We start from the raw sequence: 16,408 nt of genomic DNA, 5'->3' as shown, positions 1-16,408 counted from the left end.
CCGTTGTATATTCTCTTGCCATCTCATCTGGACTTGCAAAATAAGCCTGACCGACTAATTCCAGAGAGGTCCAATCAACCGTTTGATTATCCCGAATAGCCCGTAAAACAGTGGTAGCTTGGATATCTTTCGGGCGCATATAATGGACATTTTTCGAAGCCGCAGCTAAAAGCGAATGTTGTTTAGCAAATTCTGTTACAACTTGCGCCATATTCGGGTGATGTTTTTGAAGTGTTAAGTAAAAATTAGCCTGACCAAATATCTCTTGCCACATAGCGACCACTTTAAGTGCAGAGGCCTCATCTTGTTCTAAAAGAAGCTCTTCAATTTCCCCCGTCCTCCCAGGCGAAAGGGCGATAATCCCCTTTTTGTAAGAACGCAACCATTTCAGCGGCATTTCCTCTCTATCTTCACGCGTTTTAATGGCACTGGCGATTTTTAGAAGATTATAATACCCCTCCGTTGTTTCGGCAAGCAAAACAAGTTCATAACTTTTACCTGGATTAATGACGCCCTCAACATCAATTGTCATGCCAATAATTGGCTTAATGCCTTCCTTCTTACAGGTTTTATAAAATTCAATCGCTCCGTAAAGCGCATTTTTATCTGTAATCGCTAGCGCAGAATAATGGTAAGCTTTCGCCGTTTGAACGAGTTCAGAAATTCGCGCCGTACTTGATAATAAATGATAGGCACTCGAAACTTGTAAATGAACAAATCCCACTACTCTCGCTCCTTTCCTCTTGTTTCTCCTTTTCATTATAGCTTTTACAAACAAAAAAAGAAAGTATGTTCGTAAAAATAAGGATTTGTCAAGATGACAAACCCTTATCTCGGTGTTTCATTACAAATTTGATATAACTTTTCTCCCATCTCCGTGACTTCCTCCTGCGTATAAACCGTCGCACCAGATGCAAGTGGATGCCCACCCCCGCGATATTCTTTTGCAAGTTCGTTAATAACCGGGCCTTTCGAACGGAGGCGTGCTCGAATTTCGTTCTCTTCTTCAACGAACATAATCCACGCTTTTAAACCTTCAATGTTTTCAATGGAGCTTACTAAATCAGAAGCTTGCTTTGGACTAATGTCAAATTGCCGCAAAATATCTTTTGAAATATAAATGGTTGCCGCACCGTTATCTTTTAGATTAAGATGTTCAAAAATATAGCCTAGTAATTTAACTGTTTTAAAGGGCCTTTGATATAAATTTTGGTAAAGTAGAGAGCGATCGAACGGAAATGTAACCAATTTTGCCGCAAGTCGGAGCGTTTCTTCTGTCGTGCTCGGATATAAAAACCGCCCTGTATCCCCTACGATTCCCGCATATAGAAGTCTTGCAGCCGTCTCATTTAAGACTAGCTCATCCTTAAAGTTTTCATAAAACGAGGTAATCATTTCGCTACATGAAGAGGCTTTTGTATTCACCCACAATAAATCGCCGTAAGGATCATCATTTGGATGATGGTCAATTTTTATTAATTTTTCCCCATTTTGATAACGAGAATCATCAATCCGCTCCGTATTTGCCGTATCGCAAACTATAACAAGCGCCCCGTTATAAACATTATCCGCGACTTCATCAATCTCACCAAGAAATTCAAGCGTTGGTTCAGAAGTTCCAACAACATACACTTTTTTTTCTGGAAAAGTAGCTCGGATAATTTCTGCTAGTCCCATTTGTGAACCATAAGCATCTGGATCCGGACGTACGTGTCGGTGGATGACAATCGTCTCAAAAGTCTTTATTTCATTTAAAATTTTTGTTTTCATTTCCGCGCTCCTTCTATTTACCGCTCCATCATTTGACAAGCAACAATGGCTTTACCGGTTAAAATACCTTCTAAATACAATTCAACGTCCAATTTACCAGCTTTTCTTCCCATTTCAAGAACACGTGGCACGATGGAGAGCGTAGCATCCATTTGAACAGGTTTTAGAAAATACATGGTCACATTTTCAATCGCAACATTTCTTTTTTTCATTGAAAATAATTTTTGCTGAACAACATCACAAACCAGTTGTGTGAAAACACCATAAGAAAGTGTTCCAAGTGAATTGGTCATTTGAGGTGTTACCTTAAATTCATACATACTTTCTTGTTGCTCATTTTCTTTTTCTGAAAGTTGCGACGCAATAGTATCATCAATTGTTTCACCAACTTGAGGTTGTTTTTGAATCATTTGCATTGATTTTAAAATGTCTTGGCGACTCACAATGCCGATCAGCGTTAAATCATCTTTTACAACGGGAATCACTTCGATACTTTCCCAAATCATCATATGTGCCACTGAGGCAACGCTCATTTTTGATCCAACAGTAAGCGGATTTTTGGTCATTACCCGTTCAATCGAAATGGCTGGATTTTTTTCAATAATATCTTTGTTCGTTACCATGCCGACAAGGCGGTTTGCTTTATTCACCACAGGAAAACGACTATGCCCTGTTTTTTCTTGCAACGTATGCCAATCCGCAACCTTTAGTGATGTATCTAAGTAGGCAATATCTTGAACGGGCGTTAGAATATCCTCCACTAAAACGACTTCTTTTTTTATCAGCTGATCGTAAATGGCACGGTTAATCATTGTCGCTACGGTAAAGGTATCGTATGAAGTTGAAAGAATCGGTAATTCCTTTTCATCTGCGAGACGTTTCACTTCGTCACTCGTATCGAAACCACCTGTTATTAAAACAGCGGCACCGCGGTGAAGTGCTAATTCGTGGGCTCGTTCTCTATTTCCAACAATAACAAGATTACCGGCATCCGTATAACGCTCCATGGCATCCACTGTCATCGCGCCAATAACGAATTTGTTGAGCGATTTATATAAACCCTCTCGCCCACCTAGCACTTGTCCATCTATCATATTAACAATTTCAGCAAATGTTAGTTTTTCAATACTATCTTTTTGTTTTCTTTCAATTCGAAGAGTTCCTACGCGCTTTATTGTAGAAACGAAACCAATGATTTCGGCATCTTTAATCGCACGATAGGCTGTTCCTTCACTAACCGATAAATTTTTTGCAATCTTACGAACTGAAATTTTCTCACCAACAGCAAGATTTTCAATGTATTTTAAGATTTGTTCATGTTTAGTAGCCAATTTTTTCACCTATTTCTTTATACTTCGATTTCGTCTCCGATTTCCATGACTTTTCCGTCGATGTTTGTTGATAACGTGTTTATAAATGCATGCGCATCTTGTTCAATTAAAGGAAAGGTATTATAGTGCATCGGTATAACTAGTTTCGCCTTCAAAAAATCAGCGGCCAATTTTGCATCGCTTGGCCCCATAGTAAAGTTATCGCCAATCGGTAAAAAGGCAATATCAAGAGGTGTAAGTTCACCAATAAGTTTCATATCAGAAAATATTCCTGTGTCACCTGCATGATAAATGGAATGACCTTCTATTGTAAAAATAAACCCATTAGGCAAACCAAGATTAATGATTTGACCGTTTTGCACAGTGGAAGAACCATGAAAGGCTTGTGTTAATTTTACAGTTCCAAAATCAAATTGTCGCTTGCCTCCAATATGCATAGCCTGAATATTTTCAAGACCCTGCAGACCAAAAAAGGTTGCAAGTTCTGCATTGCAAATGATTGCCGCGCCAGAATTTTTAGCAATTTGAACCGTATCTCCCACATGATCATCGTGCCCGTGGGTGACCGCAATAAAATCTGGCTTTTGTTCTGACACAACTAAATCACATGCCGGGTTACCAGAGATAAAGGGATCCACTAAAATAGTATACGTGTCTGTTACGATTTTGATGCAAGATTGTCCGTGAAACGAAATTTTCATTCTCCAACATCCTTCCGTTGTATTATAAACTGCTATAGAATAGAAGATAAATAATAAATAAAAACAAACTAAACTATTGATATATATGGGTTAAACTGTACTACTCTAATTTTATATTTATTAGAATAGAAAAGCAACTATAACTATATAAAAATAAAAAAAGACTTTTAAAATTAGTTTAGTCCTACTTAAAATAATGCTATGATAAATATGAACTTACTTCGGAAAGAAGGTAAAAATAATGGAAAAAAAATAATTGACGTTTTAGAAAGCTGGCTAAAGGAGCAGCACTCAGAAGTCGCCTTTATCACAGAGCCGGAAAATATCGCTTACTTCACAGGCTATCATAGCGACCCGCACGAGCGTGTACTAGGCTTACTTGTTTTCAGCGATCATCCCCCTTTCCTCTTTACACCGGGACTTGAAGTAGAGGATGCAAAAACAAGCGGTTGGAAGCACGACGTTTACGGCTACAGCGACACCGAAGATCCATTTCAAATTATTGCAAGAGAAATTCAGGCACGTGTTCAAAAACCGACCAAAATCGCGGTAGAAAAAAATCATATTACGTTAGACCGTTTTGAACAACTTTCAGGTAAATTTGCCGGAACATCTTTTATTCCAATCGAACATAAAATTCAAATGATTCGTCTTGTTAAAACAGAAGACGAGCTTAAAATTTTAAAAGAAGCCGCACTGCTGGCCGATTATGCTGTTCAAGTTGGTGTTGATGAAATTGCTGAAGGAAAAACAGAAGCTGAAATTGTAGCCAAAATTGAATTTGAAATGAAGAAAAAAGGCGTTTCAAAAATGAGTTTTGATACGATGGTTCTAACAGGCAAAAACGGCGCACTTCCACATGGAACGCCTGGTGATACTAAAATTAAAAAAGGCGATTTAGTCCTCTTCGATTTAGGTGTTGTTCATAAGGGCTACTGTTCCGACATCACTCGAACGGTTGCTTTTGGCGAAATTACGGATGAGCAAAAGAAAATTTATGATACGGTGTTAGATGCGCAGCAAAAGGCCATTGCAAAAGTTCGTGCCGGCGCTCCTGCAAAGGAACTCGATATAACGGCTCGAGATACAATTCGCGCCGCCGGTTATGGGGACTTTTTCCCTCACCGTCTTGGTCACGGTTTAGGCGCAAGTGTCCATGAGTTCCCTTCTATTACAGAGACAAACGAAATGCCGCTATCTGAAAATATGGTCTTTACGATTGAACCGGGTATTTATGTACCAGGCGTTGCAGGTGTTCGTATTGAAGACGATATTGTCGTGACGAAAGATGGGTATGAAATTTTAACAGAGTTTCCAAAAGAACTACTTGTTATTAAATAAGCATAAAAAAGAAAATCCATTTATGGGTTTTCTTTTTTATTGAACAATCTTTTTTAATTAAAAGACTAGACATTTAAAAATAAATACGTATAATTATCACTAGAAAACGTTTTCTTTTATTTTTTTAAAAATGGAGGATATGCTAGTGAATAAATTTATGGAAATGCTTGGGAATAAACTTATGCCGCTTGCCGCTAAACTTGGAGAAAATCGTTATTTAAGTAGTTTACGTGATGCTTTTATGCTTGCCTTTCCGCTTACTATGTTCGGCTCGATTGCGGTTGTACTTATGAATCTCCCTTTTTGGAGTGATTCAACTAAAGAAATGTTACAACTTTACTTAGGGAACGCTCAAAATGCCACGATGAGTATTATGACAGTATTTGTTGTTTTTGGAATTGGTTATTCATTGTCAAATTATTATAAAGTCGAGGCAATATACGGCGGCGCTGTGGCACTGGCTAGTTTTTTAATACTCACACCTTTCTTTTTTAACAGCGCTAAGGGCGAACTTATTACCGGTGCGCTATCGCTTGATCGCTTAGGCGCTAAAGGCATGTTTATTGGCATGATAACCGCTTTTATAGCGGCTGAATGTTATCGCTTTTTCGTTCGGAAAAATTGGACGATCAAGATGCCGCCCGGTGTACCGCCTGCCGTAGCTAAATCATTCGCTGCTCTTATCCCAGCTATTTTAACCTTAACCATCTTTTTAGCAATCAATATTATTGTTCAAGCTGGTTTTCACACTAACTTACACGATGTCATTTATACTGTTATTCAAAAACCGCTAGTTGGCCTTGGATCGGGTATTGTGCCTACACTTATCGCGCTTTTCTTTGTACAATTACTGTGGTTTTTCGGCTTGCATGGTCAAATTATTGTCAACTCTGTTATGGACCCTATTTGGAACACGCTTATGCTTGAAAACTTGGAAGCCTATAAAGCAGGAAATCCATTGCCACACATTATTACAAAGCCATTTATGGAAGTTTTCACTGTAGGAATGGGTGGCTCTGGAATGACGCTTGCTGTTGTCATTACGCTTGCTTTTTTTATGAAAAGTAAACAAAGTAAGGAAATTGGTAGGCTCGCACTTGGACCAGGTATTTTTAATGTGAATGAACCTGTATTATTTGGGATGCCTATTGTATTAAATGCCACGATTTTAATTCCATGGATTGTAGCGCCGCTCATTGTCACGCTCTTTAATTATTTTGTCATGGCCGCCGGTATTGTGCCAGCTCCAACTGGTGTGGCTGTACCTTGGACGGTCCCGATTGTACTTAACGGAATTTTAGCTACAAATTCTTGGCTTGGTGGGGCTTTACAAATTGTCGACTTTTTCATTGTTTTTGTCATTTGGTATCCGTTCTTAAAATTAGTGGATCGTAGTAACTTAGAGCGCGAATCAGTTGCCGCGGAAGAATAATTCGTCTTTTAGTAATGGGTGTGCTATAATTTTTCTTGAAAATGACTAGATGTTTAGGGAAAGAGGCGCGCACATGTTGAAATATGAAATGATTGCAACAAGCATCCGTGAAAAAATTAATGCTGGAATCTACCCTCCTGATTCTCTATTACCTGATCAAGTGAGTTTGTGTAAAGAATATGAGTGTAGTCGGATGACGATAAAAAAAGCGTTTGATATTTTGGCGATGGAAGGTCTCGTTTACAGGCAACGGGGAGCAGGTACTTTTGTCATGAAAAATGCGCTTATTAATAAGCAAGATGCTAGTTTGCGCGATTATGAAGGGCTTACGAAAATGATGGGCGAAGAGCATATTTCAAGTCAAATTATTGAATTCCAAATTTTGTTTCCCGATGAAAAAACACAAGAACAACTTTTAATTAAAAAAAATCAGCCTGTCTATTCCATCATTCGCTTGCGTTTATTAGACGGTAAACCTTATGTGTTAGAACATACGATTATGCCGGTTGATCTTGTTCACGGGCTTTCAGAAGAAATTTTAAACCATTCGATTTATACGTATTTAAAAGATACACTTGGCTATGTGCTTAGCGGTGCTTTTCGGAAAATCAATGCTGATAAACCGTCTCAGTATGATAAAATGTATTTAGATTGCAAGGAGCATGACCCTGTTTTAGAAGTGGAACAAGTGGTTTATTTAAAAGATGGGCGGCCTATTGAATATTCTAGGTCCAGACATCGTTATGACACGCGTAGTTTTATTATGTTGGATCACCGTGAGCAATAAAAAAGTCGTGCTTGGCTACTTGCCAAGCACGACTTTTTTGATACTATTTAGCGGTTGTGTTATTTAAAAGGGCGCTAAGTTCTTTGTAATCATAACCTAAATCGCGCGCCACCGCCTGATACGTTACATTCCCCTCAAATGTATTCACACCTTTATAAAGATGGAAATCATTTGTTACCGCTTGAATTAAACCTTGATTGGCTAATTTTAAACCATATTGAAGTGTAGCATTTGTTAATGCCATTGTAGACGTACGTGGAACGGCACCCGGCATATTTGCTACGGCGTAATGAACAACCCCGTACTTTTCATACGTAGGATTATCATGAGTAGTTACACGATCACTTGTTTCAAAAATACCACCTTGATCGATGGCGATATCGACTAAAACAGAGCCTGGTTTCATTTGTTTGACCATGTGTTCTTTTACAAGTTTTGGTGCTTTTGCTCCTGGGATTAAAACGGCACCGATGACTAAATCAGAATTTTTCACAGATTCTTCGATATTAAAATCATTACTCATGAGCGTTGTAACATCATTTCCGAAAATATCATCTAATTCGCGAAGTCGATGTAAATTTAAATCTAGGATTGTCACTTTTGCGCCTAAACCAATTGCAATTTTAGCTGCATTTGTACCTGCCATACCGCCACCGATAATCGTAACATTACTTCTTTCAACGCCTGGTACGCCGCTAAGCAAGACGCCCATGCCACCATTTATTTTTTGTAAGAACTGTGCACCAATTTGTGTGGCCATGCGTCCCGCCACTTCACTCATTGGACTTAAAAGCGGTAACGATCGGTCATCAAGTTCTACGGTTTCATACGCAACACTGTTTACTTTATTTTTAACCAAAGCTTCTGTTAGTTCTGGTTCATTAGCTAAATGTAAATATGTGAAAAGCAGTAAGCCTTCACGGAAATATTGATATTCTGAAGCAATGGGTTCTTTTACTTTGACGACCATTTCCGCATCCCATGCTTCTTGTGCTGTTGCTACTATTTTCGCCCCCGCCTGAATATAGTCATCATCATGGAAATTGGAACCTAAGCCAGCATTTTTTTCCACTAAAACGGCGTGACCAGCATTTATATATGAAAGTACACTTGCTGGTGTCATTGCTACTCGGTTTTCATTGTTTTTAATCTCTTTCGGTACACCAATAATCATTACAATCTCTCCTTTTTGTAGGGATATAGCCCTAATGTTAACCGCTTACATTTAAATTTTAACACAATATTCCTAAATTGAGCAATAATAAAACTCGAATTTTAACATTTTTTTCTTCAGCTCACGCCCTGCCTTTATGCGATTTCCCTCACAAACTTTTGTTAGATAAAACGAGCGACTTAAAACGCCTCTTATTATCTAAAAATTTTCACGATTTTTATGGTTGTTTTTCAAAAAAAGGGGTAAAATATAAGGTATAGAAAAAAATAATCTTGGGAGGGTTTTTTATGTTACAACAATACAAACGAGTGCTTGTTGCGGTGGATGGATCAAAAGAAGCGGAGCGTGCTTTTCAAAAAGCGATTCAAGTGGCGAAACGAAATGATGGTTCGCTTGGACTTGTTCATGTCATTGATACTCGTGCTTTTTCATCGGTGGCAAACTATGATACGAGCATGGCAGATAAAGCAACGGAATATGCGGATGAGTTATTAAGTGGCTATAAAGAGGATGCTTTAAAAGGCGGCGTTACAAAAGTAGAAACATATATTGAATATGGGTCTCCAAAAACAGCGATTACAAAAGAAGCCGCGAAAGCATTCCAAGCAGATTTAATCATGTGTGGTGCAACAGGGTTAAATGCTGTAGAACGTTTACTTATTGGTAGTGTTTCTGAATACATTATTCGTCACTCCCCTTGCGATGTTCTCGTTGTAAGAAATGACGAACCTGAATACGCGGAATAAAATGAGATGAATTAAAAAGTGCCTTTCTAAATTTTAGAAAGGCGCTTTTTTATTATGCACGATTACTTTTGATGCGTTCCACATCACGTGCAATCATCAATTCTTCATTTGTTGGAATAACAATTACTTTAACTGGTGAGTGCGGGTAGTTTAGGAATGCTTCTTCGCCGCGAACTTGGTTAAGTGCCGGATCCCAGTATACGCCCATAAACTCTAATCCACGTAAAACACGTTCGCGAATGAAAGAGCTATTTTCGCCGATACCAGCCGTAAAGATAATCGCATCAACACCGTTCATACGAGCAGCATAGGAGCCAATATATTTGTGAATTCGATCCACAAAAACTTCTAATGCTAAATCAGCGCGTTCATTTCCTTTAGAAGCTTCTTGTTCAAGGTCACGAAGATCACTTGAAATTCCAGATACACCAAGCATACCAGACTCTTTATTTAGCACATCTAAAACTTGTTCTGCTGTTTTCCCTGTTTTTTCCATAATGAAAGGAATAAGTGCTGGGTCAATGTTACCTGAACGTGTTCCCATTGAAACACCAGCAAGTGGCGTGAAGCCCATGGATGTATCCATTGATTTACCGCCTTCAATAGCTGCGATACTCGCGCCATTACCAAGGTGACAAGTTAGTAAACGAAGTTCTTCAACTGGGCGTCCAAGAAGTTCTGCTGCACGCTCAGAAACATATTTATGACTTGTTCCGTGGAAACCATATTTACGAATGCCAAAATCTTTATAATAGCTATACGGTAAACTGTATAAATAGCTTGCTTCTGGCATTGTTTGGTGAAAGGCTGTATCAAAAACAGCTACTGAAATAATATCTGGTAAGATTTTTTTGAAGGCTTTAATTCCTGTTACGTTAGCAGGATTATGAAGTGGCGCAAGTTCGGAAAGTTCTTCGATGTCTTGAATCACTTGTTCATCAATAAATACAGAATCAGGGAATTTTTCTCCACCATGAACAACACGGTGTCCTACACCTGTAATTTCATCGTAGGACGAAATAATGTTATGAGAAATTAATTTTTCTAAAAGCATTTGAACAGCTACTTCATGATCCGGAATATCAGTTGTTTCTGTGATTTTTTCTCCGTCAACAGAAATTGTAAAAATTGAATCTTTAAGACCAATACGCTCTACAATCCCCTTTGTAATAACTTCCTCAGATGGCATATCATAAAGTTGAAATTTAAGTGATGAGCTTCCAGCGTTAATCGCAATTGTTTTTTCCATTTTCTTTAGTTCAATTCCCTTCTCGTTTATTTTCACGGAACCAATCTTCAATCTGTGCCAAGATTGGCGCTGTCACACGCGAATCAGAAAGTGAAGATAGATTGGCCAGTAAAACTTCTTTTGGTGGGCGGACATTTTCTCCGCCTTTTTGTAACATTAAAATGCTTTTTCGTGCTTCTTCAGACTTAAATAATGAATCTGGTAATTTAATGATTCCTTGCATATAACCGTGTTTTTTTACAAAACGATCCAGTTTCGCAAAATCACTTGTTTGAAACATTGCATCAGGTACAAGGAAAAATAAATAGCCACCTGGTTTCGTATAGCGCATACCTTGCTCAATAAATAAATAGTGAGCAAATGAATGTCCCTCTGCACGGTGCAATTCAAAATCCGCTGCGCGAGCATCATTTGGATAATATCCAATCGGCAAATCGCTAATGACAACATCAACCGGGTCGACAAGTAAATTGCTAAGCCCATCTTGATGAAGCAAATTAATCGAGATTCCCTGTAAATCAGCACTTACGAGGGCAAGCGAAATAAGCAAATCATCGACTTCCACACCAGTAGCCGTAACAGCAACTTTGTCATTTAAATGAAGCTGGTTCATCATGGTGGTTAATAAGTTGGCTGTCCCAACAGCTGGGTCAAGCACCGCAATTTGTTCTTTCGATTTCATAGCCTTCTCTACTAGGTAAGTTAAAATAAAACCTATAGAATCCGGCGTCATTTGATGATTCATTTGAATTCCGTGTTTCATACCTTTTAAAAGTGCAAGTTGAAAGCTTTTTCGAATTTCTTCTGGCGCAAAATCATCCAATTGAATCTTCTCATATTGAGCCATCAATTTTTCGACTTGCTCAGAAGAAAGCTCATCTTTTTGTAAAACTTCATGCTGAAATAAATTCTCACTTGTTTCATAAACCGCTTCCAAATAGCTCATTTCTAACGCGTTTTGCAAAATAATGGCTGTTTCATCAAGCACTTGAAATATTTCCGGAGTTGCTGTATTTGCCAAAAATAACACCTCGAATTTTTTTCATTACTAACACCACAAAACATTATACAGCATTTCTAGCGAACTTAAAAGCATTTTCTTTTAAAAGAAAATGCTTTTTTGTCCAGTTTTTAATACAGTTTATAGACAAAATTAATACAGGAAAACAGCTTCCCGTAATTGTTTAGGAAGCTGTTTTTAAATCAGGCTTTTTTAGCACTTTCAATGGCTTTTTCATAATCCGGATGATTCGTTCCTTCTGAAACATATTCCGCGTGAACAATTTTACCCGCAGCGTCTACAACAAATACAGAACGCGCAAGGAGACGCAGCTCCTTCATGACAACGCCGTAAGCCTTACCAAACGATAAGTCGCGATGATCAGAAAGCGTAATGACATTCTCCAAGCCTTCCGCCGCACACCATTTTTTCTGAGCGAATGGTAGGTCAACAGAAACAGTTAAAACTACCGTATTTTCTAAACCACTTGCTTCTTCATTAAAACGTCGAGTTTGTTGCGAGCACACACTTGTATCAATGGAGGGTACGACACTAATAATACGCACCGAACCATCAAAATCATGTAGCGTAACTGGCTCTAAATCTCGATTTAAAACGGTGAAATCAGGCGCTATATCGCCCACTTTTTGTTCATTTCCGAGAAGCGTTACAGCATTCCCTTTAAAAGTTACATTTGTCATCTCTTTCTCCTCCTTTAACCTTCTACACTACTCTATTGTAAGGAAATTTAATGCTTCAAGCCATTAATCTGCTTTCCGGTAGCGCAATTAAATTTTTATGCACAACCGCCGTTTTTTTCATCATATCAGCCATTCCTTGTTTTCGCGGTGTAAAAGCGGCATCTAACGTTTAGCGTATCAAGAGAAAAACAATGAGACAGCTAAAAAATTCAGTTTTAAAAAGCAATCTTTTGAAAAGCGTGATATGATAAGAAGGAAGTTTTTATTCTAAATTTTGAAATGGCCACTGGAGGGACAAACATGTCAAAACAAATTTTCCACTTTTCTTACCGAAAAACAGAGGAATTGCACAAAATTGCGAAAGACTTAAAGAAGATTACGACAGATTATGGTTTTGAACTAACAGAAGATTATCAAAAAGCTACTGTAATCATCAGCATTGGCGGTGACGGTGCTTTTCTAAAATCTGTACGTGAAACCAACTACCGTCAGGATTGTTTATATGCTGGAATCGCCCTTACGGAACAACTTGGACAGTATTGTGATTTCCACATTCATCAATTAGATGAAATCATTAAAGCCGCTTCTGAAGAGCGCTGGCTTGTTAGAAGATACCCAACGATTTACGGAACAGTCAATAATACTAAAGCCTTTTATGTTTTAAATGAATTTAACATTCGTTCATCTATCATTCGGACCCTTACGATGGATTTGTATATTAATGGAAGCCACTTTGAAACATTCCGCGGGGATGGGATGGTTATTTCAACACCAACCGGAAGTACAGCCTATAATAAATCTGTTAACGGGTCCATTGTTGATCCACTTCTTCCTTCGATGCAAGTAAGTGAACTAGCTTCACTTAACAACAACCGTTTTAGAACGCTAGGTTCTTCCTTTATTTTAAGTCCAAAAAGGAAGCTTAAAATTGTTTTAGGTTCTGAAGGAAATAATGAATTTCCGTTAATTGGGATGGACAGTGAAGCCTTAAGTATTCAACATGTTCATGAAATTCATTTAGAAGTTGGAGACCGCTTTATTAATATCATTAAACTTCCTGATAATTCATTCTGGGACAAAGTAAAACGCAATTTCTTATAATCAAACAAAGAATCTACCAGTCGGTAGATTCTTTCAGCTTGTAGAAAAACTCAAAGATTACGCCAAACAAAACGCTTCTCACCAAAATCAGACTGCTGACAAATGGTGAGATTCTAGCAGTGCCGAGTACCGAAGTGGAGCGTACTCGAGTACGTGAACCTCGGAACGGAGGCGCTAACAACGAAGATTGCCGTTTGTCAGCAGTCTGAAAGGATCTACCGACTGGTAGATCCTTTTAAAATTGTCAGAAGCAGTGCTTTTTGTACGTGTAACCGGTTGCCCGCTTGTTGGTATATAAGAGAATGTTCGGTATCGTCAATCACTTCACTTGTCACTTCCTCACCGCGATGAGCAGGTAAACAATGCAGGAAGTGATAGTTGGGTTTTGCGTAGCGCACAAGCGTTTCATTTACTTGATATTTTTCCAAAAAAGCATGTAAGCGTAGTTTGCTCTCCTCTTCTTGCCCCATGCTTGTCCATACATCTGTATAGATAAAATCTGCCTCGTTTGTAGCAGACTTTGCATCTGTTGTTTGTATGATTTTCGATCCGCTTTTTTCTGCGAGCTGTTGACTTAGTGCTAAGATTTCTCCATTCACTGCATAATTTTCTGGTGTGGCACAGGTGATATCTAGCCCCACTTTTGCACAAGCTAAAAGAAGTGAATGGCATACATTGTTCCCGTCCCCAATATAGGCGAGTTTTACGCCATCAAATTGATCTTTAATTTCAAAAATAGTTAGTAAGTCAGCTAGCGCCTGACAAGGATGATGTTCGTCTGTCAGTCCGTTTATTATTGGGATTTTTGCATAACTCGCAAGTTCTTCCACACTTTTATGGCTAAAGGTACGAATCATGATGGCATCTAAATATTCGTCCAGCACCTTTGCCGTATCCTTAATCGGCTCTCCGCGACCTATTTGAAGCTCTTTTGAATTCATTACAATCGCTTGACCGCCAAGTTGTAACATTCCTGCTTCAAACGATACACGCGTTCTTGTGGATGGTTTATCAAAAATCATACCTAGAATTTTCCCACTAAGCGCATGGCTGTAATCGGCGGGGTTTGTTTTCATATCTAGGGCAAGAGTAAGTATATCCAAAATCTCCTCTTTTTCCCATTCCAAAAGCGTTAATATATCTTTTCCATACGTATTTTCCTCTTTTACTTGCATCGAATCACCCTTCTCTTAAAATAGTTTGTAAAATGAAAAACGCACGATCAAGCTCGTCCTCTGAAACCGTGAGTGGTGGCATGATTCTTACGACTTTTTCTCCCGCAGTTAAAAGCAGCAAACCATTTTCACGTGCTTTTTCTAGTATTTCGGCTGCATCCGTTTGAAGTTCAATCCCAAGTAAAAAACCCCTGCCGCGCACATCTTTTACGACCGGATATGTCAGCAGTGTATCTAATTTCTGCCTAAAAGAAGTCGCCTTTTTCTGCACATCCGCTAGAAAAGCCGCGTCAGATATTTGCTTCACCACCACCTCACTAGCTGAAAGCACCACTTGATTTCCCCCAAAAGTTGAACCATGCGTCCCGTTTGAAAAAGACGAAAATAATTTTTCATCCCCAACGACGGCGCCAATTGGTAAACCGTTACCGAGTCCTTTAGCAAGTGTGATGATGTCTGGTTTAATCCCGTATGCTTCGTATGCATACATAAAACCTGTTCGCCCCATACCGGTTTGAACCTCATCAATAATTAGCAGTGTCCCGTTTTGATGGCAAAGTGACTCGACTTTCTTCAGAAAATCCTCATTTGCAGGATGGACGCCACCTTCTCCTTGAATGATTTCTAACATGACACAAGCGACATCTTCAGTGACTAACGCTAAAAGTGCCTCAAAATCATTAAATGGCGCATAACTAAAACCAGGTAACATTTCTCCAAAACCACGCTTCACCTTATCCTGACCTGTCGCCGCCATCGCCCCGTACGTTCTCCCGTGAAATGATTGTTGAAATGTAATAACTTGATTGCGCCCCGTGTGCTTTCTCGCAAGCTTAATCGCCGCTTCATTTGCCTCGGCTCCGCTGTTACAAAAAAAGGTATACGTTAAATTATCTTTCGCAAGAAGCGCCGCCACACGTTCCTGTTTTTCGTTTAAAAATAAATTCGAAGTATGCCAAATTTGCGCCAGTTGCGCGCTAACCGCCTGATGCACCTCGTTGTTCACATGACCTAAATTACAAACCCCAATACCGCTTGTGAAATCAAGATAAGTTTTTCCTTGTGTATCAGAGACGATTGTTCCATTCCCTCTTGAAAGTTCAATTGGTAAACGATTATAAGTGGGAAATAAATGCGTCACTGTGCCCCACCTCCCTTTTTATTTCTGTTCCAACTACCCCAATTTGCTTTGTGATATATACTTTTTGAACACCATTTTGCGAAGCACCAACAGCGCTTTTTAGCTTGGGAATCATGCCGCCAAAGACGTCTCCTTTTTCAATTAAATCCTGGATTTGAAAAGGGGTAATCGCCTTTAAAAGTGTGCCTTCTTTTTTAACACCAGGCACATCAGTTAGTAAATAAAAAGTATCCGCATTTAAGGCGGAAGCTACAGCTGATGCGGCTACATCCGCATTGACATTCCACCAATTGTGATTTGTATCAAGACCAAGTGGCGCAATGAGAAGGACGGCATTTAAAGTTAAAATTTCTTGTAAAAAGTGCGTATTGACACGGCTTATCTCGCCGACAAATCCGAGCTCAGCGTCATCAGTTGGTACGGCTTCAAGTAAATGGGCATTGCTGGCATTTAACCCGATAAGAGGAATATTTTCTTTTTGAAACTTAGTGGAAATTTCAGGCTGGACTTGCCCAATTAACACCATTTTCGAAACATCAAGCGTTTCTTTCGATGTTATCCGCCGACCCTTTTTCATCTGAACAGGGATGCCTAGGTGCTCCATCATTTTACTAATGGCATGCCCACCGCCATGTATAATCACAATTTTTTTATTTTCTTCACGCCATTTTCGAATTTGATTAAAAAATGCTTGATCGAGTGATTCGCTGGCTCCCCCGCCAAGTTTTACTACAATGATATCTTCCATAAAATAACTCC

16 protein-coding genes are annotated in these 16,408 nt (G+C 39.0%); 5 read left to right on the top strand and 11 right to left on the bottom strand.

The window, feature by feature from the left end; all coding sequences use genetic code 11:
* The 4 genes from LFLEISCH_RS02540 to LFLEISCH_RS02525 all read right to left on the bottom strand — a co-directional run.
* Window positions 1-724, bottom strand: a 724-nt coding sequence (locus LFLEISCH_RS02540) for a PHP domain-containing protein (RefSeq protein WP_007472687.1), incomplete at its 3' end; no start/stop codon positions are given.
* A 104-nt stretch (window positions 725-828) separates the two neighbouring features.
* Window positions 829-1,770: a DHH family phosphoesterase gene (locus tag LFLEISCH_RS02535; protein WP_007472686.1), complete on the bottom strand. Its 942-nt coding sequence runs from the start codon at window positions 1,768-1,770 to the stop codon at window positions 829-831.
* A gap of 17 nt (window positions 1,771-1,787) precedes the next feature.
* Window positions 1,788-3,101, bottom strand: a complete 1,314-nt coding sequence (gene ytoI / locus LFLEISCH_RS02530) for a CBS-HotDog domain-containing transcription factor YtoI (protein WP_007472684.1) — start codon at window positions 3,099-3,101, stop codon at window positions 1,788-1,790.
* Between the two features lie 17 nt (window positions 3,102-3,118).
* Window positions 3,119-3,802: a metal-dependent hydrolase gene (locus LFLEISCH_RS02525; RefSeq protein WP_007472683.1), complete on the bottom strand. Its 684-nt coding sequence runs from the start codon at window positions 3,800-3,802 to the stop codon at window positions 3,119-3,121.
* 210 nt (window positions 3,803-4,012) lie between these two features.
* Between LFLEISCH_RS02525 and LFLEISCH_RS02520 the strand changes: the two genes are divergently transcribed.
* The 3 genes from LFLEISCH_RS02520 to LFLEISCH_RS02510 all read left to right on the top strand — a co-directional run bounded on the left by LFLEISCH_RS02520 (window position 4,013) and on the right by LFLEISCH_RS02510 (window position 7,362).
* Window positions 4,013-5,143, top strand: a complete 1,131-nt coding sequence (locus LFLEISCH_RS02520; RefSeq protein WP_007472682.1) for a M24 family metallopeptidase — start codon at window positions 4,013-4,015, stop codon at window positions 5,141-5,143.
* A 145-nt stretch (window positions 5,144-5,288) separates the two neighbouring features.
* Window positions 5,289-6,575 (top strand): PTS cellobiose transporter subunit IIC, encoded by a 1,287-nt coding sequence (gene celB / locus LFLEISCH_RS02515; RefSeq protein ID WP_007472681.1) that lies wholly within the window; start codon window positions 5,289-5,291, stop codon window positions 6,573-6,575.
* Window positions 6,576-6,648: 73 nt separating this feature from the next.
* Window positions 6,649-7,362, top strand: coding sequence for a GntR family transcriptional regulator (locus LFLEISCH_RS02510; RefSeq protein WP_007472680.1), 714 nt, complete (start codon window positions 6,649-6,651; stop codon window positions 7,360-7,362).
* A 43-nt stretch (window positions 7,363-7,405) separates the two neighbouring features.
* Here LFLEISCH_RS02510 and ald read toward each other — a convergent pair whose 3' ends face one another.
* Window positions 7,406-8,536, bottom strand: coding sequence for an alanine dehydrogenase (gene ald / locus LFLEISCH_RS02505; protein ID WP_007472679.1), 1,131 nt, complete (start codon window positions 8,534-8,536; stop codon window positions 7,406-7,408).
* Window positions 8,537-8,823: 287 nt separating this feature from the next.
* Between ald and LFLEISCH_RS02500 the strand changes: the two genes are divergently transcribed.
* Window positions 8,824-9,282 (top strand): universal stress protein, encoded by a 459-nt coding sequence (locus LFLEISCH_RS02500; RefSeq protein ID WP_007472678.1) that lies wholly within the window; start codon window positions 8,824-8,826, stop codon window positions 9,280-9,282.
* A gap of 52 nt (window positions 9,283-9,334) precedes the next feature.
* On the opposite strand, the gene LFLEISCH_RS02495 is transcribed toward LFLEISCH_RS02500, so the two are convergent.
* The 3 genes from LFLEISCH_RS02495 to tpx form a co-directional block, all read right to left on the bottom strand.
* The gene (locus LFLEISCH_RS02495) at window positions 9,335-10,531 is read right to left on the bottom strand and encodes an acetate kinase (protein ID WP_007472677.1); all 1,197 of its coding nucleotides are present in this window, start codon (window positions 10,529-10,531) and stop codon (window positions 9,335-9,337) included.
* Window positions 10,532-10,541: 10 nt separating this feature from the next.
* Complete coding sequence (locus tag LFLEISCH_RS02490; RefSeq protein ID WP_007472676.1) at window positions 10,542-11,552, bottom strand: class I SAM-dependent methyltransferase; 1,011 nt, start codon at window positions 11,550-11,552, stop codon at window positions 10,542-10,544.
* A 182-nt stretch (window positions 11,553-11,734) separates the two neighbouring features.
* Window positions 11,735-12,232: a thiol peroxidase gene (gene tpx, locus LFLEISCH_RS02485; RefSeq protein WP_007472675.1), complete on the bottom strand. Its 498-nt coding sequence runs from the start codon at window positions 12,230-12,232 to the stop codon at window positions 11,735-11,737.
* Between the two features lie 300 nt (window positions 12,233-12,532).
* Between tpx and LFLEISCH_RS02480 the strand changes: the two genes are divergently transcribed.
* Window positions 12,533-13,333: an NAD kinase gene (locus LFLEISCH_RS02480; RefSeq protein ID WP_007472674.1), complete on the top strand. Its 801-nt coding sequence runs from the start codon at window positions 12,533-12,535 to the stop codon at window positions 13,331-13,333.
* A 215-nt stretch (window positions 13,334-13,548) separates the two neighbouring features.
* Here LFLEISCH_RS02480 and argF read toward each other — a convergent pair whose 3' ends face one another.
* From argF to argB, 3 genes are read right to left on the bottom strand one after another with little or no spacing between them, the layout of a single operon-like run.
* Window positions 13,549-14,508: an ornithine carbamoyltransferase gene (gene argF / locus LFLEISCH_RS02475; RefSeq protein ID WP_007472673.1), complete on the bottom strand. Its 960-nt coding sequence runs from the start codon at window positions 14,506-14,508 to the stop codon at window positions 13,549-13,551.
* A 4-nt stretch (window positions 14,509-14,512) separates the two neighbouring features.
* Window positions 14,513-15,649, bottom strand: coding sequence for an acetylornithine transaminase (locus tag LFLEISCH_RS02470; protein ID WP_007472672.1), 1,137 nt, complete (start codon window positions 15,647-15,649; stop codon window positions 14,513-14,515).
* Entirely contained in the window at window positions 15,624-16,397 is a 774-nt protein-coding gene (gene argB / locus LFLEISCH_RS02465) for an acetylglutamate kinase (RefSeq protein WP_007472671.1), read from the bottom strand. Before argB ends, LFLEISCH_RS02470 begins: the two co-directional genes overlap by 26 nt.
* Window positions 16,398-16,408: the final 11 nt, after the last annotated feature.

The organism is Listeria fleischmannii subsp. fleischmannii LU2006-1 (genome assembly GCF_000344175.1).
GTDB lineage: Bacteria > Bacillota > Bacilli > Lactobacillales > Listeriaceae > Listeria > Listeria fleischmannii.
The sequence above is the reverse complement of the archived record's forward strand: the minus strand, read 5'-3'. Positions and strand labels throughout refer to the sequence as shown.

Excerpts from the sequence above, each read along its gene's own strand:
- LFLEISCH_RS02535 (WP_007472686.1), bottom strand. The coding sequence starts at position 1,770 with ATGAAAACAAAAATTTTAAATGAAATAAAGACTTTTGAGACGATTGTC.
- LFLEISCH_RS02525 (WP_007472683.1), bottom strand. The coding sequence starts at position 3,802 with ATGAAAATTTCGTTTCACGGACAATCTTGCATCAAAATCGTAACAGAC.
- LFLEISCH_RS02520 (WP_007472682.1), top strand. The coding sequence starts at position 4,013 with ATGAACTTACTTCGGAAAGAAGGTAAAAATAATGGAAAAAAAATAATT.
- LFLEISCH_RS02510 (WP_007472680.1), top strand. The coding sequence starts at position 6,649 with ATGTTGAAATATGAAATGATTGCAACAAGCATCCGTGAAAAAATTAAT.
- ald (WP_007472679.1), bottom strand. The coding sequence starts at position 8,536 with ATGATTATTGGTGTACCGAAAGAGATTAAAAACAATGAAAACCGAGTA.
- LFLEISCH_RS02500 (WP_007472678.1), top strand. The coding sequence starts at position 8,824 with ATGTTACAACAATACAAACGAGTGCTTGTTGCGGTGGATGGATCAAAA.
- LFLEISCH_RS02495 (WP_007472677.1), bottom strand. The coding sequence starts at position 10,531 with ATGGAAAAAACAATTGCGATTAACGCTGGAAGCTCATCACTTAAATTT.
- tpx (WP_007472675.1), bottom strand. The coding sequence starts at position 12,232 with ATGACAAATGTAACTTTTAAAGGGAATGCTGTAACGCTTCTCGGAAAT.
- LFLEISCH_RS02480 (WP_007472674.1), top strand. The coding sequence starts at position 12,533 with ATGTCAAAACAAATTTTCCACTTTTCTTACCGAAAAACAGAGGAATTG.
- argF (WP_007472673.1), bottom strand. The coding sequence starts at position 14,508 with ATGCAAGTAAAAGAGGAAAATACGTATGGAAAAGATATATTAACGCTT.
- argB (WP_007472671.1), bottom strand. The coding sequence starts at position 16,397 with ATGGAAGATATCATTGTAGTAAAACTTGGCGGGGGAGCCAGCGAATCA.